This window comes from Paraburkholderia acidiphila (genome assembly GCF_009789655.1).
GTDB lineage: Bacteria > Pseudomonadota > Gammaproteobacteria > Burkholderiales > Burkholderiaceae > Paraburkholderia > Paraburkholderia acidiphila.
The window spans coordinates 96205-116256 of the sequence record NZ_CP046909.1; the positions used below are offsets into that span (position 1 = coordinate 96205).

General features: G+C 66.5%; 18 protein-coding genes. 5 read left to right on the forward strand and 13 right to left on the reverse strand.

Annotated features, from left to right (window positions below):
• Positions 1-157: 157 nt before the first annotated feature.
• A complete protein-coding gene (locus FAZ97_RS00430; protein WP_158756679.1) occupies positions 158-370 on the forward strand; it encodes a hypothetical protein in 213 nt (70 codons plus the stop codon).
• 146 nt (positions 371-516) lie between these two features.
• Complete coding sequence (locus FAZ97_RS00435) at positions 517-1569, forward strand: serine/threonine protein kinase (protein WP_158756680.1); 1053 nt, start codon at positions 517-519, stop codon at positions 1567-1569.
• Between the two features lie 22 nt (positions 1570-1591).
• Here the strand turns inward: FAZ97_RS00435 and FAZ97_RS00440 are convergent, their stop codons facing one another.
• Together FAZ97_RS00440 and FAZ97_RS00445 are read right to left on the reverse strand one after the other, a co-directional pair.
• A complete protein-coding gene (locus tag FAZ97_RS00440) occupies positions 1592-3550 on the reverse strand; it encodes a DUF3857 domain-containing transglutaminase family protein (protein WP_158756681.1) in 1959 nt (652 codons plus the stop codon).
• Between the two features lie 48 nt (positions 3551-3598).
• The gene (locus FAZ97_RS00445; protein ID WP_158756682.1) at positions 3599-3805 is read right to left on the reverse strand and encodes a hypothetical protein; all 207 of its coding nucleotides are present in this window, start codon (positions 3803-3805) and stop codon (positions 3599-3601) included.
• Positions 3806-3998: 193 nt separating this feature from the next.
• Between FAZ97_RS00445 and FAZ97_RS00450 the strand changes: the two genes are divergently transcribed.
• From FAZ97_RS00450 to FAZ97_RS00460, 3 genes are all read left to right on the forward strand, one after another.
• Positions 3999-5399, forward strand: coding sequence for an L-lactate MFS transporter (locus FAZ97_RS00450; RefSeq protein WP_158756683.1), 1401 nt, complete (start codon positions 3999-4001; stop codon positions 5397-5399).
• 13 nt (positions 5400-5412) lie between these two features.
• Entirely contained in the window at positions 5413-5541 is a 129-nt protein-coding gene (locus FAZ97_RS00455; RefSeq protein ID WP_158756684.1) for an MFS transporter small subunit, read from the forward strand.
• Between the two features lie 189 nt (positions 5542-5730).
• Positions 5731-7137: an HdeD family acid-resistance protein gene (locus FAZ97_RS00460; RefSeq protein ID WP_158756685.1), complete on the forward strand. Its 1407-nt coding sequence runs from the start codon at positions 5731-5733 to the stop codon at positions 7135-7137.
• Positions 7138-7156: 19 nt separating this feature from the next.
• On the opposite strand, the gene FAZ97_RS00465 is transcribed toward FAZ97_RS00460, so the two are convergent.
• From FAZ97_RS00465 to FAZ97_RS00515, 11 genes are all read right to left on the reverse strand, one after another.
• Positions 7157-8179, reverse strand: a complete 1023-nt coding sequence (locus FAZ97_RS00465; RefSeq protein ID WP_158756686.1) for an XdhC family protein — start codon at positions 8177-8179, stop codon at positions 7157-7159.
• Positions 8152-8724: a CoxG family protein gene (locus tag FAZ97_RS00470; RefSeq protein WP_158756687.1), complete on the reverse strand. Its 573-nt coding sequence runs from the start codon at positions 8722-8724 to the stop codon at positions 8152-8154. Before FAZ97_RS00470 ends, FAZ97_RS00465 begins: the two co-directional genes overlap by 28 nt.
• The gene (locus FAZ97_RS00475) at positions 8715-9947 is read right to left on the reverse strand and encodes a vWA domain-containing protein (protein ID WP_158756688.1); all 1233 of its coding nucleotides are present in this window, start codon (positions 9945-9947) and stop codon (positions 8715-8717) included. The genes FAZ97_RS00470 and FAZ97_RS00475 overlap by 10 nt, the downstream gene beginning before the upstream one ends.
• 5 nt (positions 9948-9952) lie before the next feature.
• Complete coding sequence (locus FAZ97_RS00480) at positions 9953-10840, reverse strand: AAA family ATPase (RefSeq protein ID WP_158756689.1); 888 nt, start codon at positions 10838-10840, stop codon at positions 9953-9955.
• A gap of 80 nt (positions 10841-10920) precedes the next feature.
• Positions 10921-11718 (reverse strand): FAD binding domain-containing protein, encoded by a 798-nt coding sequence (locus FAZ97_RS00485; RefSeq protein WP_158756690.1) that lies wholly within the window; start codon positions 11716-11718, stop codon positions 10921-10923.
• Positions 11719-11731: 13 nt separating this feature from the next.
• Positions 11732-14122 carry a xanthine dehydrogenase family protein molybdopterin-binding subunit gene (locus FAZ97_RS00490; RefSeq protein WP_158756691.1) on the reverse strand — a complete coding sequence of 797 codons (2391 nt, stop codon included), beginning with the start codon at positions 14120-14122 and terminating at the stop codon, positions 11732-11734.
• A 14-nt stretch (positions 14123-14136) separates the two neighbouring features.
• Entirely contained in the window at positions 14137-14634 is a 498-nt protein-coding gene (locus FAZ97_RS00495) for a (2Fe-2S)-binding protein (protein ID WP_158756692.1), read from the reverse strand.
• 452 nt (positions 14635-15086) lie between these two features.
• A complete protein-coding gene (locus tag FAZ97_RS00500; protein ID WP_158756693.1) occupies positions 15087-16505 on the reverse strand; it encodes an amino acid permease in 1419 nt (472 codons plus the stop codon).
• A gap of 301 nt (positions 16506-16806) precedes the next feature.
• On the reverse strand, positions 16807-17463 hold the full coding sequence (gene rqpR, locus FAZ97_RS00505) for a response regulator transcription factor RqpR (protein WP_028203163.1): 657 nt from the start codon (positions 17461-17463) through the stop codon (positions 16807-16809).
• A 16-nt stretch (positions 17464-17479) separates the two neighbouring features.
• Entirely contained in the window at positions 17480-18484 is a 1005-nt protein-coding gene (locus FAZ97_RS00510; RefSeq protein ID WP_158756694.1) for a sensor histidine kinase, read from the reverse strand.
• A gap of 418 nt (positions 18485-18902) precedes the next feature.
• Positions 18903-19673, reverse strand: coding sequence for a ferredoxin--NADP reductase (locus tag FAZ97_RS00515; protein ID WP_158756695.1), 771 nt, complete (start codon positions 19671-19673; stop codon positions 18903-18905).
• Between the last annotated feature and the right edge of the window lie 379 nt (positions 19674-20052).

The window sequence follows — 20052 nt, forward strand, 5'->3', positions numbered from 1 at the left end:
GGGTCCGGCCGTGCTTAGGCGCGCGGAAATAGCGGGTCGCCCGAGGCACGTTTGGATGCGCGCGCAACCGTTGGTGCGCATCGGTTTTTTTGTCAGCATGCCGACCGGTCTTCCTTCGAGGGAGCCGGCGAAGGTAGCGAGGTAACGGGGAAACATCATGCAAATCGGTTCTATTGTCCGTACCGTTCATATCGCCGTGCCACAGGGCGCGCGCGGCATCGTGATGCGCATTCTCGGCGACATGGCGATGGTGACCTGGTATGCCGGGGAGCCTGGCTCGTCGGCGCAGCTCAACACCGAGCCCTTTTTTCTCGAAGATCTGATCGAGACGGGCGAGCACGTCATGCCCGCCGGCGCGCAGATCCACTGAGCCTGGGCTTGGGTTTAGGCCCTGAGACACGTTGACGAGGCGCGGCGCGTCTCGTCACAGGGTTGCGCGCCGCGTTTGTGTTCATCGCGTCTGCCGGGCGCACCGCGCGCTCGCAGCCACCGCCCGCAAGAGGCACAATTGCGGGTATGAATTACGATCCTTCTCCTGACCCGGCCGAGCCTTCCGCTTCCGGCGATTCCAGCGACCAGCCAGCCGCGCCCTACGCGCGCCTCACGCCCGAATGCGTGCTCGACGCCGTCGACGGCGTGCTGATGCCGGCCAACCGCCGCACGGATGGCCGCATGCTCGCGCTCAACAGCTACGAAAATCGCGTGTACCAGGTGGGCGTGGAAGACGAACCGCCGCTCATCGCCAAGTTCTATCGCCCCGAGCGCTGGAGCGACGAGGCGATCCTCGAAGAGCACGCCTTCGTCGCCGAACTCGCCGCGCGCGAGATTCCGGCTGTGCCGGCGCTCGCCTTCGAAGGGCGTACGCTGCACGAGTTCGACGGCTTCCGCTTCTCGCTTTTCGAGCGCCGTGGCGGCCGCGCGCCCGATCTCGACCGCAGCGACACGCTCGAATGGCTGGGCCGTTTCATCGGCCGCATTCACGCCGTGGGCGCGACCCAAGCTTACGAGGCACGGCCCACGCTCGACATCCAGACGTACGGCTACGAGCCGCGCACGTATCTGCTCGAACATGGCTTCGTGCCTTCCGATGTGCGCGAAGCGTGGCAGGCCGCGGTCAATCTCGCGCTCGAAGGCGTGGAGGCGGCATTCGAACGGGCGGGCGACGTGCGTTCGTTGCGCCTGCACGGCGACTGCCATCCGAGCAACGTGCTCTGGACCGACGCCGGCCCGCATTTCGTCGATTTCGACGACAGCCGCATGGGTCCCGCTATCCAGGATTTGTGGCTGCTGCTGCCCGGCGATCGCGCGGGCGCCTCGCGTGCAATGGCCGATCTGCTCGCCGGTTATGAGGACTTCTGCGAATTCGAGCCGCGCGAGCTGCATCTCGTCGAAGCGCTGCGCACGCTGCGCCTCATCCACTACTCGGCGTGGCTCGCGCGCCGCTGGCACGATCCCGCGTTTCCGGCCGCCTTCCCGTGGTTCAACACGCAGCGTTACTGGGAAGAGCGCATTCTCGAACTGCGCGAGCAGATCGGCGCGATGCAGGAAGGGCCGCTCTGGCCCGTGTGAATGCTGAACGCGGTGCGCAGGCTCACTGCGCGCTCGCCGGACTGCCGGGTGAGGCACCCTGCGCAGACGGCTTGACGATCAACTGCGCGCGCAGGTCGCGCGCCATCGTCTCGAACGCGGGGCGCATCTGTGCGAAATCGTCGGCGCTGCATACGTCGCTCGCGAAATGCGTCTGGCCCGTGCGCGTGACGCGCAGCACGTTGGCCTGTGCGTCTAGCGCGTACTGCGAACTGAAATCGATGAAGCGGTTATCGGCGTGCTGCGGCATGGGCACGTCGAGCACGCGCATGCCCGGCGGCAGCACGATGCGCGCGCGCTCGGTCATCACCACGTTGCGGCACATGAAGGGCTGCGTGCGCCGCGGCTCACCCAGCCAGTAGCGCAGATTCGCGTCGAGTCCGCCCACGAAGCTCGTGAGCGTGGGCACGGGCGTGGTCATCCCAGGGTCGACGAAACCGTCGAAGGTCCCCGTGAGCGTGAGGACGAGCGGGCCCGCCGTGGCGTCGAGCGGGCTGGAGGCGAGCGTGGCGTTGCCGCGCAGGTTGGCGTTGCGCAGTTCCCATTGCAGCGACTCCTCGCGCTGCGCGGGCGTTTGCAGGCGCAGCACGCTGCGCGTCTGCTCGGCGGACCAGCCCTCCGCCTGCAAGCGGTAGATGAAGCGCGCCGAGCCATCGGGCGCGACCGTGATGTCGAGATCGCTCTCGCGCGTGGTCGTCGCCGTGGCGGGCGTGCGTACCAGCGTGCCGTCGCCGGCGAGCACGGCCTCGCGGTCCATATCCGTCGACGGCAGGTAGCCGAACTCGATGTTGCTCGCGGTGGAGTCCGCGAACATCTGCAGGTCGGGCAGCCAGGTGATGACGTGATTGATCACGCCGAAGCCGGGCACGCTCGGCAGGGTGTAGACCGTGCCGCTGTTCACGAGCGCCGGCATGCTGCGGATGCCCACGGCGTCGAGCAGCGCGCCGTAGAGCGCGACGTGGTCCTTGCAATCGCCGTAGCGGTTCGCGAGCACGTCAGTCGCGCGGTGCGGCACGATCTCGCCGCGCCCGATATTCATCGCCACGTAGCGGATGTTGCGGCGCACCCAGTCGTAGAGCGTTTGCGCCTTCGCGCGCGGCGTGTCGTCGTGCGCCGTCAGTGTTTGCGCGAGATGCGCGATGGCCGGGTCGCGCACGGTGGGATCGGCGGCCGCCTCGCGATAGACCTTCGCGAAGGCCGCGTAATCGGGGAAGGTGGACACCATCAGCCGGTCGCCGTAGCTCACGTAGGCCACCGAACCATATTCGAGGCGCTGGAAATTCGACTTGTCGTAGCGATACTCATAGCGCGTGCGGCCGTTCAGCGTGGCCGGCGGCAAGACGGTAAAGCCGCGCGCGTCGGCGTAGAGCGGCACTTTCGCGGGCAGGTCGTAGATCACGCGGAAGTTGTGCGTGGGCGCGAGGTCGGGCGGCGTGAAGTCGCTGAACCAGCCGGGCACGAGCGGCACGCGCTGGATCTTGCGCCACGTCAGATGCACGCGCGCGCCAGGCTCGACGGCCGGGAACACGATCACCTTGTCCTGTACGTCCTGAAACATCGGGGCGTCGAATGAGCGCACTTCCTGCACGTCGCGGATCTGCTCGGGGCGCACGTCATGACGGCCGCCCTGTGCGTCCTCGGTCCACGCTTCGAGCACCTCCACGTGAGCCATCTCGCGGTTGAACCACACGTAATACTGGCCGGCGCGCGCAATGCCAGCCTCGGTGTTCACGCGCAGCGTGAGCGAGTCGAGCTTGGTGTATGAGCCGTCCGCATTGACGGTGAAGGTCTGCGTTTCCGATTCATTGGTGTAGGGCGCCTGCGCGGCGCTGCCTGCCGGATTCAGCGTGCCCGTTTCGAGGGGCACGGGGGTGAGTTGCGCCACGCCCAGGCGCAAGTCGGCGGCGTAGGTTCCCGTGGCGGGGCCGAGCACGGCTAGGCAAAGAGCGAGAGCGAGGCGCATGGGGGGCTCGGCAGATGTCGGGTCGCGGATGAGCGCTACTTCCGTCACTTAAAAGTCATGTAATCCGCTTGTCAAGCGGATGACCCGCACACAGCCCGCAGTGAGCCCTGTATCGAGCATTGAGTCTAAATGCTGGGCCGCATCATGAAACGCGCGCTTGCGTCGTTTTCCCTTGCGTCCGGCGGCGCGGCCGGCAGTTTGCTGCGCACGCAACAATCGATCGAGCGTGAGCGCGCGCAGGCCGTTGAAGGCCATATGTATGTTTACCTCATATTGCCAAGGCAGCGCCTGGGGTCTATGGTTCGTGCAGCCGTCAAGCGGCAAATAAGTGTTCTGTGCGTTAGCGCATAAAAAGAGCACGAAAGACCACGCTTACCAACAGCCATTTTGGATGGGACCAGAGAGAGCGCCACCCCTCGCTCCCCCTCTGGTCGAATCGGGAGATCCCATGAGCAGCGTTGCAGATTCGACGCGCGGTGCGCAAAGCGCACCTTTCTTTTCCAAAGAGGCGACCGTCGCCCCGCCGGGCTTTTCGCGCTGGATGGTGCCGCCCGCGGCGCTGGCCGTGCATCTGTGCATCGGCCAGGCCTACGCGTTTTCCGTGTTCAACGCGCCGCTCACGAAGGTGATCGGCATTACGCAGTCCGCGCCCGATGACTGGTCGCTCACCACGCTGGGCTGGATTTTCTCGCTGGCTATCGTGTTTCTCGGGCTTTCCGCCGCCTTTGGCGGCAAGTGGCTCGAACGTGTGGGCCCGCGCCGCACGATGTTTACCGCGGCATGCTGCTTTGGCGGCGGTTTCCTCGTTTCCGCGCTCGGCGTGTATCTGCATCAGATCGCGCTGCTCTATCTCGGCTATGGCGTGATTGGCGGCATTGGCCTCGGGCTCGGCTACGTCTCGCCGGTGTCGACGCTGATCCGCTGGTTCCCCGATCGCCGCGGCATGGCAACGGGCCTCGCGATCATGGGCTTCGGCGGCGGCGCGATGATCGCCGCACCGCTCTCCGTCATGCTGATGAAGCACTTCGCGAGCGACACGAGCGCGGGCGTCGCCCAGACCTTCGTCGTGCTCGGCGTGGCGTATTTCATCTCGATGTCGATCGGCGCCCTCGCCATCCGCGTGCCCGCGCCCGACTGGAAGCCGGCGGGCTGGACGCCGCCGGTCGTCGCGAAGAAGCTCGTGTCGAACCAGCACGTGCATATCGACCAGGCGCTCAAGACGCCGCAGTTTTACCTGATCTGGCTCGTGCTGTTCCTGAACGTCACGGCGGGTATCGGCATTCTGGGCCAGGCCTCGGTCATGATCCAGGAAAGCTTCAAGGACACCGTGACCGCCGGCGCGGCGGCGGGCTTCGTCGGCCTGCTATCGCTCTTCAACATGGGCGGGCGCTTCGTGTGGGCTTCGGCTTCCGACTGGGTGGGCCGCAAGAACACCTACTTCATCTTCTTCGTGTTCGGTGCGGTGCTCTATTACGCGGTGCCGCAGTTCGCGCAGAGCGGCAACATCGTGCTGTTCGTGCTGGCGTACTGCCTGATTCTCTCGATGTACGGCGGCGGCTTCGCGACCGTGCCCGCGTATCTCGCGGACATGTTCGGCACGGCGTTCGTCGGCGGCATTCACGGCCGTCTGCTGACTGCCTGGGCGGCGGCAGGCGTGGCGGGCCCGGTGCTCGTGAACTACGTGCGCGCCTATCAGGTCGCGAATGGCGTGGCGAAGGCCGACGCGTACACGATGACCGTGCACATCATGGCCTCGCTGCTCGTGATCGGCTTCATCTGCAATCTGCTCGTGCGCCGCGTGGACGCGAAGCACCACATGAGCGAGACGCAACTCGCCGCCGGTAAATAAGGAGGAACGCGCTATGTCTACTCAAGCTGCCCCGAAATCGTCGAACAAGGCGCTGATGGCGGTCTTCTGGCTCTACGTGCTGGTGCCGCTCGTGTGGGGCGTGACCAACACGCTCACGCAGGCGATGAAGCTGTTCGGCTGATGCCCTGACGTTGAAGTGAGCGAGGCGGCGCGAGCCGTCCGCGAAACACCCGAGCTGCGGGCCGCCGACGTGAGTCGCGGCCCGCAGCCTTTTTGGTGGCGCGTTTGACAGCGCGCAGGTTCGGGACAAACGCTCGCCGCGCCGCAGTACGATGGGTTTTCGTCACGCGGTGGCCGAAGGAGACGGGCGATGGTGCGGATCATGATGATCCTGCTGGGCGTGGAGTATCTGCGCGAGCGCTGGCGCGGCGTGCTGGCCGTGGGCGTGATGAGCGCGCTCGTGGGCGCGGCGCTTTTCATCGACGCGCTCGACGGCGTGCTGCATTTTCATATCGCGCCGTTCGCCTGGCTGCTGCTGGTCGAAGGTCTCGCCACGCTCGCGGTGGCATGGACCGGAATGGGCGGCCAGCGCACGCTCCGCTATGTGAAGGGCTTCGGCTTTTGCTTGACGGCGGTGCTCGTACTCTCGGGCTACCGGTACGCGTCGTTCATCATTTCGATGGTGTTCGCCACGCTCTTTCTCGCCGATGGCCTGCTGCAGATCGCCTCGGCCTGGGTCGTGCGCTATCGCACGTGGCGTCTCGCGCTGGCGGGCGGCGCGCTGCAGATCGCCATCGCCATTTTTCTCTATCAGCCTTATCCGACGCACTACAAAGGCACCGTGCCGTACTGCCTCGGGCTCATTCTGATGTTCGCGGGCTGGAACCTGCTGCTGCTCGCCCTGCGCGCGCGCCGGCTCGCCGTGAATCCGGCGGCGGCGCAAGGCGGCGCGGCGGCGCTCGTGGCGAGCGCGGTGGGCGCGGCGAATTCGGCCAAAGGCCGGGTGCCGAGGCTCGCGCAAACCGTGTTCGACGGGCCGCCCGAACCGCACGAGCGCGCGCTCACGGTGCACGTGTGGACGCCGGTGGGCACTTCGAGAGCCGAGGCGCGACGCCAGCCGCTCATCGACCGTTATATTGCCGCCGTCGATCGCGATGGCGTGATTTCCACGGGGCACGCGGCGCTCGAATCGCCCGAGCGCGTGTACATCAGCCTCTATCCGGCCGTGGAAATCGATCGTTCTCCCGATGAATTCACACGCACGCTGCGCGCGACGCGCGAGAACGACGTGCCGGGGCTCTTCCAGCCCGACTACGTGACGGAGTCGCAGGCGTGGTGTCCGTCCACGCGTCAGGTGCGCATTCGCAACTACGATCCGCTTCGGCTGGAAAGCTTCTGGCAGCGGTATCGCGAGGACACCACCTATAACCTCACGCACCGCAATTGCTCGAGCACGGTTTCGCACGCGCTGGAGGCGGCGCTCGAAGGCGCGATACCGCGCGTGTGGGGCCACGGGTGGCTCGCATTCGCGCGCATGCTCACGACACCCGAGTTATGGGTGGCGGCGCAGGTGCGCAAACGCGGCCAGACGATGGCGTGGACGCCGGGACTCACGCTCGACTATGCGCGCGCGCTGAGCATGCTGGCGGACCCGCGTCCTTCGGGATGGACGCGCATGCTCAGATCGCTGCGCGCGTCGATGCTAAGACGGGAGCGCAGGCAGGAACGCGAGCGCAAGCGCGAGGCCGACCGCGACGGGCGCTCGCCTCACGCGTGAAGTCAGCCGCAGATCCGCTTCACACGTCGCACGTCGATCCCGCTCCCGCCGCTTGTTCGCGCGCGGCCTTGGCGCCTTCCACCTGGAGAATGGTCGGCAGCGACACGCCGTTTTTCGCCGCAGTAACCTCCGCGAGGATCGACACCGCGATCTCCGGCGGCGTGCGGCTGCCGATGTAAATGCCCACCGGGCCATGCAGCCGCGCGAGTTCCGCTTCGCTCAGGTCGAACTCCTTGAGCCGCTCACGGCGCGCCGCGTTGTTGCGCCGCGAGCCCAGCGCGCCCACGTAGAACGCGGGCGTCTTGAGCGCTTCCATTAGCGCGAGATCGTCGAGCTTGGGGTCGTGCGTGAGCGCGATCACGGCGCAGCGTTCGTCGAGCTTCATGTCGAGCACGGTGTCGTCGGGCATGGTGCGCACGAGCGCCGTGCCGGGCACGTCCCAGATGTCGGTGTATTCCTCGCGCGGGTCACACACGGTCACCTGGTAGTCGAGCCCCACGGCGATCTGGCAGAGATAGCGCGAGAGCTGCCCCGCGCCGATCACCAGCATGCGATAGCGCGGGCCGTGAATCGTGAGCAGGCGCGCGTCGTCGAAGTCCACGCCATCGGTCGCTTTTGCGGGACCGAGCGTGGCGCGGCCGGTCGCCATGTCGAGTGTGCGCGCAACCAGGTCGCCGCGCTCGACGGTCTCGAGCAGGTCGCGAATGCCCGAGGCTTCGGAGAGCGGTTCGAGCACGAGCTGGATCGTGCCGCCGCAAGGCAGTCCGAAACGATGCGCCTCTTCCGCCGTGATGCCGTACTTCACGGCCTCGGGTCTGGTGATCGTGACGCCTTCGCGGCGCACGCGGTCGATCAGATCGTCCTCGATGCAGCCGCCCGAAACGGAGCCCACCACGTGGCCGTCGTCCCGCACCACGAGCATCGCCCCTTCGGGACGCGGCGACGAGCCCCACGTTTTCACTACCGTCACCAGCAGCGCGCGGTGCCCTGCGTCGAGCCAGTGCACGCTGGATTTCAGGACTTCGAGATCCACGCTGTCCATGATCGTTTCCTTTTCGGTGTTTCCTCTGTGCCTTCGCCTTGCGGCCCGGCTTCTGCATCGCTCTCGGCAGCAGTCGCTTCTTCGCCGCTATTTTGCTGCGCATCGCCGCCTAGCTGTTCTCCGAAACGCTTGAAAAATTCGCCGGCGATCTTGCGCGCGGCGCCGTCCACGAGGCGCGAGCCGATCTGCGCAAGCTTGCCGCCCACCTGGGCGTTCGCGGTGTAGGTGAGCGTGGTCGACTCGTCGCCGGCCGATTCGAGCTTCACGTGCGCGTCGCCCTTGCCGAAGCCCGCCGCGCCGCCCTGGCCCTCGAACACAATCGTATAGCTGTTCGGCGCGTCGATATCGGCGAGCTGCATGCGGCCCTTGAAGCGCGCCTTCACCGGACCCACGGCGGCGGTCAGCGCGACCGCGTAGGCGTTCTCGCCATCGGCTTCGATGCTTTCGCAGCCCGGTATGCACGCCTTGAGAATCGCCGTGTCGTTGAGCGCTTCCCAGGCGCGCTGTTGCGGCACCGGCAGCGTGTGGCTTTCGGTCAGCTCCATCGTGTTTCTCCTTGTACATGGGCAACCGGCGCGGCTTCGCACAGGCTGCGCGCGAATGCTTCGAGGCTGTCGAGATTGTGGACGGGGTAATGCGCGTCGACGTGGGGCAGCATCGCCTGCACGCCGCGCGCCTTGGGCGTGAAGTCGCGGTAACGCAAAAGCGGATTGAGCCACATCACGCGATGCGCGAAGCGATGCAGGCGCGCCATCTCGTCGCTCAGGACGCCGCAATCGTCGTGATCGAGCCCGTCGGTGACGATCAGCACCGTCGCGCGCCCGCCGAGCATGCGGCGCGCCCAGCGGCGGTTGAATTCGCCGAGCGTCGCGCCAATGCGCGTGCCGCCCGACCAGTCCGCGACCTGCGTCGCGAGCTGCGCGAGCGCGACGTCGGGATCGCGTTCGCGCAGTGCGCGCGTGGCGTGAGTCAGGCGCGTGCCGAACAGAAACACCTGCAGGCGCTCGCGCGATTGCAATAGCGCGTGGCAGAAGTAGAGCACCGCGCGCGAATAGCTGCTCATGGAGCCCGAAATGTCGAGCAGCAGCACGAGCGGCAGCTTGCGCTCCACGGGCGCGCGATATTTCCACACGGTCCAGTCGCCGCCCGCGCGCACCGCGTGGCGCGCGCTCGCGCGCAAATCGGCGTGCGTGCCGTGCGACGATGCCTTGAGTCGCCGCGTGCGTTCGGTCGCGAGCGGCAGGCGGCGCGCGCGGATCAGGTGGCGCAGCGCGCGCCATTCGTCGGCGGAAAGCGTGTCGAAATCGCGCTGGCGCAGGCGTTCTTCGGCGCTGAACGTGGCGTGCGCGCGCAACTCGTGTTCTTCGTGCGAGGGCGGCGGCTTCGCGCCGGGACGTGTGGCGGGGCGCGCCGCGAGCGCGTCGGCCAAGCGGTTGTTGCGGCGTGGCGGCGGCACGCCGCCTTGCACCTTCGGCAGCAGGAGCGCGCGCAGCTTGCCTTCGAAATCGGGATCGCGCCAGAAGAGCGCGAACGCGGCGTCGAAGATCTCGCGCTCGTCGGGCGCGCTCGTGAGGAGCGCGGCGAGCGCCGCATGCACGTCGTCGCGGCGGCCGAGGTCGAGATGGCGCAGCGCTTCGATCGCGTCGACGGCGCGCGAAGGCGACATCGGCAGGCCTGCGCCGCGCAGCACGCGCACGAAATGCACGACGTTGCGCGCGAACGTGGGCATGGTGCTGATCGAGCAGGCTTCGTTCGCTGCAGCGGGCATCGTGCTCACTCCGCGAGCGCGAGCGTTTGCGCGATGCGCTGCGCGTCGAGCTGCGCGAGGTCGTCCTGGTACTTCAGCAGCACGCCCAGCGTGTCCTGCACCGATTGCGGATCGAGTTCCGTCACGGCGAGTGCGGAAAGCGCGCGGCACCAGTCGATCGTTTCCGCGATGCCGGGTGCCTTGAAAAGGTCCATCGTGCGCAATTGATGCACGAACGCCACGGCGCGATGCTGCAACTGCGGGGCCGTTTCAGGCGCACGTGCGGCCACGATCGCGAGTTCGCGCGCGCGGTCCGGGTAGCCGAGCCATTGATAAAGACAACGTCGCTTGAGCGCGTCGTGCACTTCGCGCGTGCGGTTCGAGGTGATGACGACGAGCGGCGGCGTACTCGCGCGCACGGTGCCGTATTCGGGAATAGATACCTGGAAGTCCGAAAGGAGTTCGAGCAGGAAGGCTTCGAACGGTTCGTCGGCGCGGTCGATTTCATCGATCAGCAGCACGCGGCGTGCGGACGGGTTGTGCGGATCGGGTTGCAGGGACTGGAGCAGCGGGCGCTTCAAAAGAAACTCGTCTCGATAGAGCGTGTCGTTGCGCGGCTTTTCGCCAGCCGCTTCGGCAAGACGCAGCGCCATGATCTGGCGCGGGTAGTCCCACTCGTAGAGCGCGCTTGCCGTGTCGAGTCCTTCGTAGCATTGCAGGCGCAAGACAGTTGTGCCGAGCATCGCTGCCGCGGCCTTCGCGAGTTCGGTCTTGCCCACGCCCGGCTCGCCTTCGAGAAACAGCGGCCGCTCCATGCGCAGCGCGAGAAAGAGCGCCGTGGCGAGCTCGCGGCTCGCGAAATAGCCGCGCGCTTCGAGTTGCGCGAGAGTGTCGTCGATCGAGGCGGATTGCATGAGTCTGTCTTGCGGGCGCGGATCAAAAGGCGGCGAGCGCTTCTCTGTCCACAGGGAAGCGCCCGCCCTCGGGACCAAGCCTAGCCGTTGGCCTTCGCCACCGCGCGCGCCGCGAGCACCGGTATGAGGTGCGCGCGATAGGCCGCGCTCGCGTGCAGGTCGGTGTTGAGGTCGTCGGCGGGGACTTTCACCGCGCGTGCGGCTTCAGGCGCGAAGTTCGTCTTCAATGCGCTTTCCAGCGCGCCCTCGCGGAACACCGACGGTCCGGCGCCCGTCACCGCAACACGCACTTCGCCAGCGTACTTCGCGACGAACACGCCCGTGAGCGCGAAGTGCGAGGCCGGATTGCGAAACTTCTCGTAGGCCGCGCGTTCGGGCACCTGGAATTCGACGGACACGATCAGTTCGTCGGGCTCCAGCGCCGTTTCGTACATGCCACGGAAGAAGTCGTCGGCCGCGATGCGCCGCCGGTCCGTCACCACCGTCGCGTTCAATGCGAGCACCGCAGCCGGATAGTCGGCGGCGGGATCGTCGTTCGCGAGCGAGCCGCCCAGCGTGCCGAGCGCGCGCACCTGGCGGTCGCCGATCATGCCCGCGAGGTCCGCGAGCGCCGGCAGCGCGTTGCGGATTTGCGCGTTTTCGGCAACATCGGCATGGCACACGGCCGCGCCCACCTTCACGACGTTGCCGTCCACCTGCACGGCTTTGAGCTCGGGAATGCGCGTCACGTCCACGAGCGTGGTGGGCTGTGCGAGGCGCAGTTTCATCGCCGCGAGCAGGCTCTGGCCGCCGCCGAGGAATTTGGCGTCGGCGTCGGCAGCGATGGCTTTCACGGCGCCTTGCGCGTCGCTTGCGCGCTGATAGTCGAATGCGTACATGGAGCGCCTCCGTTCAAGGTTGTGAAGAGGCCTGCGCGGCCTGGATCGCTTGCCATACACGATGCGGCGTGGCGGGCATCTGCAGGTCCTTCACGCCTAATGGCGCGAGTGCATCCAGAATCGCGTTGATGACGGCAGGTGGCGAGCCGATCGCACCGGCCTCGCCACAGCCCTTCACGCCCAGCGGATTGTGCGTGCACGGCGTGCCTTTCGCGGTTTCCACCGTGTATGAAGGCACATCCGACGCGTGCGGCATCGCGTAGTCCATGTACGAGCCCGAGAGCAACTGGCCGCTCTCGTTGTCGTATATGCATTGTTCGAGCATCGCCTGGCCGATGCCCTGGCCCAGGCCCCCATGCACCTGGCCTTCGACGATCATCGGATTGATGACGTTGCCGAAGTCGTCCACGGCGGTGAAGCGTTCGATGCGCGTTTCGCCGGTCTCGGGATCGACTTCGACTTCGCACAGATACGCGCCCGACGGATACGTGAAGTTGGTCGGGTCGTAGAACGCGCTTTCGTCGAGGCCCGGTTCGAGCGTCTCCAGCGGATAGTTGTGCGGCACGTAGGCGGCGAGCGAGATTTCGGCGAAGGTCTTCGTGCGGTCGGTGCCCGCCACGCGGAACACGCCGTCGGCGAACTCGATGTCCTCCACGCCCGCTTCGAGCATGTGCGCGGCGATCTTCTTCGCTTTTGCCTCGATCTTGTCGAGCGCCTTCATGATGGCCGAGCCGCCCACCGAGATCGAGCGCGAGCCGTAGGTGCCCATGCCGAACGGAATGCGGCCCGTGTCGCCGTGCACGATCTCGATCTGCTCGATCGGCACGCCTAATCGATCGGACACGACTTGCGCGAAGGTGGTCTCGTGGCCCTGGCCGTGACTGTGCGAGCCCGTGAACACCGTGACGGAACCGGTCGGGTTCACGCGGACCTCGCCCGCTTCGAACAGACCCGCGCGCGCGCCAAGCGCGCCCGCGATGTTCGATGGCGCGAGCCCGCACGCCTCGATGTAGCACGAGTAGCCCAGACCGCGCAGCAAGCCTCGCGCCTTCGAAGCGTCGCGGCGCGCGGCGAAGCCCTTGACGTCGGCGAGTTCGAGCGCGCGCCCGAGGCATGCTTCATAGTCGCCGGTGTCGTAGGTGAGGCCAACGGGCGTGGCATACGGGAAGCTCGTGATGAAGTTGCGGCGCCGGATCTCGGCGGGATCGATATTCATCTCGCGCGCCGCCGTTTCCACCAGACGCTCGACCACGTAGGTCGCTTCCGGGCGGCCGGCGCCGCGATACGCATCCACCGGCACGGTGTTCGTGAACACGGCCTTCACCTCGGCGTAGATCGCGGGCGTGGTGTACTGGCCCGCGAGCAGCGTGGCGTAGAGGATGGTCGGCACGCTGGAGGCGAACGTCGAAAGATACGCGCCCATGTTCGCCGTGGTGTGCACGCGCATGGCGAGGAACTTGCCATCCTTGTTGAGCGCGAGTTCGGCTTTCGTGACGTGGTCGCGGCCGTGTGCGTCGGATACGAAGGACTCCGATCGTTCGGCGGTCCACTTCACCGGTCGACGGATTTTCTTCGCGGCCCACGTGAGCGCAACATCTTCGGCGTACAGAAAGATCTTCGAGCCGAAGCCGCCGCCCACGTCGGGCGCGACGATGCGCAGCTTCGTTTCGGGCAGCCCGAGCACGAACGCGGCCATCAGCAGACGCTCGACGTGCGGGTTCTGGTTGGCCACGTACACGGTGTAGCTGTCGTCGTGCGGCGAGTAGCTGGCGTTCACGGCGCGCGGCTCGATGGCGTTCGGCACGAGCCGGTTGTTGACGATGTCGAGCGTCGTCACGTGTGCGGCCTGGGCGAACGCGGCGTCGGTTGCGGCCTTGTCGCCGTGGCCCCACGTGTAGCAGGTGTTGTTCGGCACGCTGTCGTGGACGAGCGGCTGGCCCGCGTCGGACGCGTGCGCCGTATCGACGGCAGCGGGCAGCTCTTCGTAATCGACTTCGATGAGTTCGGCGGCATCCTTCGCGGCCTTGACTGAATCGGCGATCACGAGTGCGACCTGATCGCCCACGTGCAGCGCCTTCTCGTGCGCGATCACGGGGTGCGGCGGCTCGTGCATCGGCGAGCCGTCGATGCTGTGGATGAGCCAGCCGCACGGCAGGCCGCCCACGTTTTCCGCCGCGAGGTCGGCGCCGGTGAAAACGGCCACGACGCCAGGCGCAGCCTTCGCCGCGTTGGTGTCGATGCTCTTGATGCGCGCATGCGCGTGCGGCGAGCGCACGAACACGGCGTACGTTTGCGCGGGCAGCACGACGTCGTCGGTGTACTGGCCGGCGCCGGTGAGGAAGCGGTAGTCTTCCTTGCGCTTCACGGGCGCGCCGATCATGCGATTGGGTTCGGGTGCGTTCATGATGGCCTCCCGAGTCACGCCGTCGTGGCGGCAGCGGTTGCGCCCGCGCGCATTTCCTGCGCGCCCGCGACCACGGCCTTCACGATGTTGTGATAGCCCGTACAGCGGCAGAAGTTGCCGTCGAGCCCTTCGCGCACGTCCGCTTCGGTCAAATCGGGCTTGTCGGCGGCGAGGGCGGTCGCGCACATCACCATGCCGGGCGTGCAGAAGCCGCATTGCAGACCGTGGCATTCGCGGAACGCGGCCTGCATCGGATGCAGCGTGCCGTTTTTCGAGAGGCCTTCGATCGTCGTCACGTCCATGCCGTCGCACTGCACGACGAGCTGGTTGCACGACTTGATCGCGCGGCCGTTCAGGTGGACGGTGCAGGCCCCGCATTGCGCCGTGTCGCAGCCGACGTGCGTGCCGGTGAGACGCTGCTGTTCGCGCAGGAACTGGACGAGGAGCGTGTGGGGTTCGACCTCGGCGGTCACGGGCGCGCCGTTGACCGTGAGGCTAATTCTGATCGTCATTGATTGTCTCCAATGTCGACCGGAGCCGGTGCTGCGCGTGACTCCGGTCCCATACCAGGTGATGGGATAGAGACCTGCCTGGGCCCGCTTTTTTACACTGAATCGACCGCCATAGCCGCCCGCAGACAAACTCGCCCGTCTAACGCATTGCGCCTCATTGCGCGCGCAACGCAAACCGCCGCGCGAAAGAAGTGCGGGGCGGTTCGGGCGAATTGAACCAGTGCGGGTGGAGCGGAATCGGGGTCCGGCTGGTGCCTTTCTGTTCAGTGAAGCCTGGGGGTGACGCCCGGACAGTAAAGCACAATTTGCTGAATTCCGCTGCGCGGGGTTTTACCCTCCGGAATGCTTGCGGCGCGCGTAAAAAAACGGCCCGCCTCGATGACTCGGGGCGGGCCGTTGCGTTGCAGTGCAGCGATCGAGCGTGATCGAAGCGCCGCGAGATCACACGCTCGTCAATCGTGATGCGCGTGCTCGTGCGGTGCATGCGCGAGGCGCGAATGCCGGCGCGAATAGCCGAAGTAGACGATCAGGCCGAACGCGGTCCAGACGAGGAACGCGACCCACGTGAGCGGCTGGAGGTTGATCATGAGAAAGAGGCACGAGCCCACCGCGAGAATCGGCACCACGGGCACGCCCGGGCAGCGGAATGCGCGCGGCAGGTGCGGGTGGGTCTTGCGCAGCACGAGCACGGCGATCGACACCATCGAGAACGCCGCGAGCGTGCCGATGTTGATGAGTTCGGCCAGCACGTTCAGCGGCACGAGCGCACCGATCAGACCGAAGAAAATGCCCACGAGCCAGGTCGTGAAGAACGGCGTGGCGAAGCGCGGGTGCACCTTCGAGAGTTTGGCGGGCAAGAGGCCGTCGCGCGACATCGCGTAGATGATGCGGGTCTGGCCGTAGCTCATCACGAGGATCACGGTGAGCATGCCGAGCACCGCGCCCAGATCGATGAAGCCCGCGACCCAGTTTTCGCCGACCGCCTGAAGCGCGAACGAGACCGGGTGGCCAACATGCGCGAAGCGCGGCGAGGGCACGATGCCGGTCACGACCGCCGCTACGGCAACATACAGCACCGCGCACACCGCGAGCGACGCGATGATGCCGATGGGCAGATCGCGCTTGGGGTTCTTCACTTCTTCCGCCGCGGACGACACCGAGTCGAAACCAATGAACGCGAAGAACATCACGGCTGCGGCGCCGAACACGCCGCGCCAGCCGTTGGGCATGAACGGATGCCAGTTCGCGGGGGTGACGTGAAACACGCCCACGGCGATCACGAGCAGCACCACGGTCACCTTGATCGCCACCATGATGTTGTTGATGCGCGTGGATTCGCGCACGCCTACTGAGAGGAGCGCCGTGATCGCCATCATCACGAGGAAGGCGGGCAGGTTGAAGAGCGTGTGCACGCCGGGCACGGCGCCGGGCGCGGCCGAGAGCGCCGCGGGCAGCGTGAGGCCGAAGCCGGAAAGCAGCGACTGCAGGTAGCCCGACCAGCCCACCGAGACCGCGGAAGTGGCGAGCCCGTACTCGAGCATCAGGTCCCAGCCGATCACCCACGCGGCCAGCTCGCCGAGCGTGGCGTACGAGTAGGTGTAGATCGAGCCGGCGACGGGAATGGTCGAGGCGAATTCGGCGTAGGCGAGCGCGGCGAAACAGCAGGCCACGGCCGCGATCAGGAACGACAGCATGAGCGCCGGGCCGGCCTGCACGGCGCCCGTGCCGGTCAGCACGAAAATGCCGGTGCCGATGATCGCGCCGATGCCGAGAAAGGTGAGGTCGAGCGCGCCGAGTGCTTTTTTCAGGCCGGCGCCCTTGGCGCTCGCCTGCAGCATGTGCTCGACGTTCTTCTTGCGAAAAAGGGACATTTGGCGGGGAACTCCACGTAAAACGCGCGAAGGCGAGGAACCGGCGCGGTGGATCGACCCACGCCCGCCTGCGCCGGCTTCGCGTGCCGGATGTCTGGGGGAAACCCTAAATTTTAGCGGATGTGGTGCAAGAGACCGGTTGAGCAGGGTCGGAAACGCCCGTTTTGCGCGGACGATTCCGCTGCAAACCCGAACGCGCGAGCGCGATCCTTGCCGGGACCCGCAAAAACGGCGAATTTCATTTCCGGATCAACGGGTTGTGGCGAGAAGGCCGCCTCGATGCGGCAGCGTCGCTTCGCTATCAGGCGCTGACGGTAGGCGAGAGGTCGACGAGCCGGTTGCTCATCACGTAAAAGGTCAGCTCGGCGTTGTTGGTGAGCTTCATCTTTTCGAGCAGGCGCGTGCGGTACACGCTCACCGTTTTCACCGAAAGCGAAAGCGCGTGCGCGATGTCGGTGAGACGCTTGCCCGAGGCGAGCATGCACAGCGTCTGGTATTCGCGGTCGGAGAGCTTCTCGTGGGGCAGTTGCTCGCCGTCCACCAGCACGTAGTCGGCGAGCGCTTCGGCCATGGCCGGGCTCACGTACTTGCGGCCCGCGGCGACCTGCTGGATGGCCGCGATCATCTGCGCGGCGTCCACCGTTTTCGAGAGATAGCCCGCCGCGCCCGCCTTGAGCGCGCGCACCGCGTATTGATCCTCGCGATACATCGAGAACATCAGCACCGGCACGCGCGGCGCCTTTTTCTTGGCGCGCTTGAGCACCTCCACGCCGTTCATGTCCGGCAGCGAGATGTCGAGCAGGACCACGTCGCACACATGCTTCGCGATCGCGGCGAGCGCCTCGGCGCCCGTTTGCGCCTCGATCACCTCGGCGGCAATGCCGCGATCGAGCAGCAGCTGGCGAACGCCCTGGCGCACGACGGCATGGTCGTCGACGAGCAGGATGCGATGGGTCATGGGCGGGCGCCTTCTTTCATGAGGACGAGCGAGGGGAAGGGGAGACGGCAAGCAGCGCGTCCCAGGCAAAACGCGCGCGCACGGTCGTGCCGCGCTCGGGGGCTTCGTGCTGTGCGTCGGCGTGAGCCGCGCGCGCGAGGCCGCCCCTGGCGGCGCGCAGCGAGCCGCCGAAGGCGGCGCAGCGCTCGCGCATGCCGGCGAGGCCGTAATGACCCGAGCCGGTGTCGCGTTTTTCGATGCCGTTGTCGTCCGCGACGCATACCGGGCTGCGGCGCGTGCGGCCGGCGGGGCGCGCGAGGCCGATGCCGTCGTCGGCGATCGTGAGCGTGAGGTGGCGCGCGGTGCTTTCGAGCCGCACCTCGGCGCAGGTGGCCTGCGCGTGGCGCGCCACGTTGGCGAGCGCTTCCTGGGCGACGCGGAACACGGCGAGCGCGGCCTCGGCGGGCAGGCGGGCGAGGCGCGCGTCGTCGCTGGCGCCGGCCACGCGGGCGGCGAGGCCCGTGCGTGCCGCGAAGCCTCGCACCCACGCCGAGAGCGCGGGCGCGAGGCCCGCCTCGAGTTGCGGCGCGTGCAGGCCGTCGAGCACGTGGCGCATCGCGCCGGTCGCGGCTTCGAGCGAACGGGCTACGAGCGCGAGCGCCTCGGCGCATTGCGGCGGGGCGTTGGCGGGCAGCCAGGTGTGGACGTTGGCGAGCGCGAAGTGCGTGGCGGCGAGTTCCGCGCCCACGCTGTCGTGCAGGTCGCGGGCGAGCCGGTGGCGCGCGGCTTCGTCGGCGTGAATGGATTGGGCGGCGTTGCCGTGGTGGGAACGCGTCCGGCTCGCGCGCCGGCCCTCGCTGCGCGCGGGCGCGGCAATTTGCCGATGCGCCCGGTCGAGGTCTTCGAGCGCGGCCACCGTGGCGGCTTCGTCGGCGACAGCGGACCAGGCGAGGAGGGCGAGACCGTCGATGCCATGAGCGGCGCGCGGCGCATCGCTGGCAGGCGTGCGCGCGTTCGGCGCGGCGAATCTCGACGTATCCATCTATCCCCCGTTCAGGAACCGGTTCCGGCTGTCAGACATCCGTCGGGTTTTGGCTCCCCGGCGTGACGGTGAACAGCACGGCGCAGCGTAACGAAATTTACAACCAGTAACAACCTGGCTCTGCCCCTGGATACCGTGCAGTGTATCCAATGCTGCGCTGCGATAATATCTTAAAAATAAAAAAACTTCAGGCTGGACAAGGGTTAGCGGCAAAACCTCAGGTGTAGCATGAGGTCGCAGGTCTTTGTCATGTAGGAAAAATACCGACAGGAAAGGTATCGCATTTGTGTGACAACTGTAACTGCGCAATCGGCAAATTCGCGACAAAATAAGGGGCCAAATTGAAATGCCCGGGCGAAAAAAAACCGGAGCACTCAGGCTCCGGTTCTTCGAGTCGTGAGCGACCGGGTCGTCGCGCTTAGCCGACGAACGCCTTTTCCACCACGTAGTGACCCGGTTCGTTGTTGCTGCCTTCCTTGAGGCCGGCCTGCTCGAGCAACTCGACGGTGTCGCGCAGCATGTGCGTGCTGCCGCAGAGCATGATGCGGTCGCGCTCCGGCGAGAACGGCGGCAGGTCAAGGTCTTCGAACAGCTTCTTCGTGTCGATCAGCTCGGTGATACGGCCGCGGTTGTCGAACACTTCGCGCGTGACGGTCGGGTAGTACACGAGCTTCTCGCGCACGATCTCGCCGAGGTATTCATGCTCGCGCAGTTCCTGGGTGATGAAGTCCTTGTACGCGAGTTCGTCGACGAAACGGCAGGTGTGCGTGAGCACGATCTTGTCGAAGCGGTCGTAAATGTCCGGGTCCTTGATGATCGACATGAAGGGCGCGAGGCCCGTGCCGGTCGAGAGCAGCCACAGCACCTTGCCGGGCAGCAGGTTGTCGGCCACCAGCGTGCCGACGGGCTTCTTGCCGATCAGAACCTTGTCGCCGATCTTCAGGTGTTGCAGGCGCGACGTGAGCGGGCCGTCCGGCACCTTGATGCTCAGAAATTCCAGGTGCTCTTCATAGTTCGCGCTCGCGAGCGAGTACGCGCGCATCAGCGGCTTGCCGTCCACTTCGAGGCCGACCATCGTGAACTGGCCGTTGTCGAAACGCAGGGCCTGGTCGCGCGTGCAGGTGAAGCTGAAAAGCGTGTCGGTCCAGTGATGGACGCTCAGAACGGTTTCTTCGGTGAATTTGCTCATGGTTCCTGAAGTGCGAAACAAGCGCCGCCTGACTGCGGCGATCCTGCCGGCCTGCTGTCCAGTACAGCGTAGCTTTGACGATATGCCCGGGACCCGGATGCGAGGCTTTCGGCCTCCGGCAGGCGAGTCCCTGTTGTGTTGCCAGTTCGCTTCGCTGCGAACGAAGCGCAATCCGCTATTTTACCGCGCTCGAGCCGCGAGGACCTGCTTGATCCTGTTTGATCCCGCTTGTCGATTCGCCTGAACCGGGTTGGGTTTCCCAGGCGCTGCAAGCAAGGTTGGCTCGCTGCGGCGATCTGCTGGCTCCCGCACGCGGGCGCAACACGGTATCGGCGCGTATCGGCGGGGTCTGCTGGCGACGGCAAAAGGTGGCGGCGGG

Coding starts and splice junctions, on each gene's coding strand:
- FAZ97_RS00430 (WP_158756679.1), top strand. CDS start 158: ATGCAAATCGGTTCTATTGTCCGTACCGTTCATATCGCCGTGCCACAG.
- FAZ97_RS00435 (WP_158756680.1), top strand. CDS start 517: ATGAATTACGATCCTTCTCCTGACCCGGCCGAGCCTTCCGCTTCCGGC.
- FAZ97_RS00440 (WP_158756681.1), bottom strand. CDS start 3,550: ATGCGCCTCGCTCTCGCTCTTTGCCTAGCCGTGCTCGGCCCCGCCACG.
- FAZ97_RS00445 (WP_158756682.1), bottom strand. CDS start 3,805: ATGGCCTTCAACGGCCTGCGCGCGCTCACGCTCGATCGATTGTTGCGT.
- FAZ97_RS00450 (WP_158756683.1), top strand. CDS start 3,999: ATGAGCAGCGTTGCAGATTCGACGCGCGGTGCGCAAAGCGCACCTTTC.
- FAZ97_RS00455 (WP_158756684.1), top strand. CDS start 5,413: ATGTCTACTCAAGCTGCCCCGAAATCGTCGAACAAGGCGCTGATGGCG.
- FAZ97_RS00460 (WP_158756685.1), top strand. CDS start 5,731: ATGGTGCGGATCATGATGATCCTGCTGGGCGTGGAGTATCTGCGCGAG.
- FAZ97_RS00465 (WP_158756686.1), bottom strand. CDS start 8,179: ATGGACAGCGTGGATCTCGAAGTCCTGAAATCCAGCGTGCACTGGCTC.
- FAZ97_RS00470 (WP_158756687.1), bottom strand. CDS start 8,724: ATGGAGCTGACCGAAAGCCACACGCTGCCGGTGCCGCAACAGCGCGCC.
- FAZ97_RS00475 (WP_158756688.1), bottom strand. CDS start 9,947: ATGCCCGCTGCAGCGAACGAAGCCTGCTCGATCAGCACCATGCCCACG.
- FAZ97_RS00480 (WP_158756689.1), bottom strand. CDS start 10,840: ATGCAATCCGCCTCGATCGACGACACTCTCGCGCAACTCGAAGCGCGC.
- FAZ97_RS00485 (WP_158756690.1), bottom strand. CDS start 11,718: ATGTACGCATTCGACTATCAGCGCGCAAGCGACGCGCAAGGCGCCGTG.
- FAZ97_RS00490 (WP_158756691.1), bottom strand. CDS start 14,122: ATGAACGCACCCGAACCCAATCGCATGATCGGCGCGCCCGTGAAGCGC.
- FAZ97_RS00495 (WP_158756692.1), bottom strand. CDS start 14,634: ATGACGATCAGAATTAGCCTCACGGTCAACGGCGCGCCCGTGACCGCC.
- FAZ97_RS00500 (WP_158756693.1), bottom strand. CDS start 16,505: ATGTCCCTTTTTCGCAAGAAGAACGTCGAGCACATGCTGCAGGCGAGC.
- rqpR (WP_028203163.1), bottom strand. CDS start 17,463: ATGACCCATCGCATCCTGCTCGTCGACGACCATGCCGTCGTGCGCCAG.
- FAZ97_RS00510 (WP_158756694.1), bottom strand. CDS start 18,484: ATGGATACGTCGAGATTCGCCGCGCCGAACGCGCGCACGCCTGCCAGC.
- FAZ97_RS00515 (WP_158756695.1), bottom strand. CDS start 19,673: ATGAGCAAATTCACCGAAGAAACCGTTCTGAGCGTCCATCACTGGACC.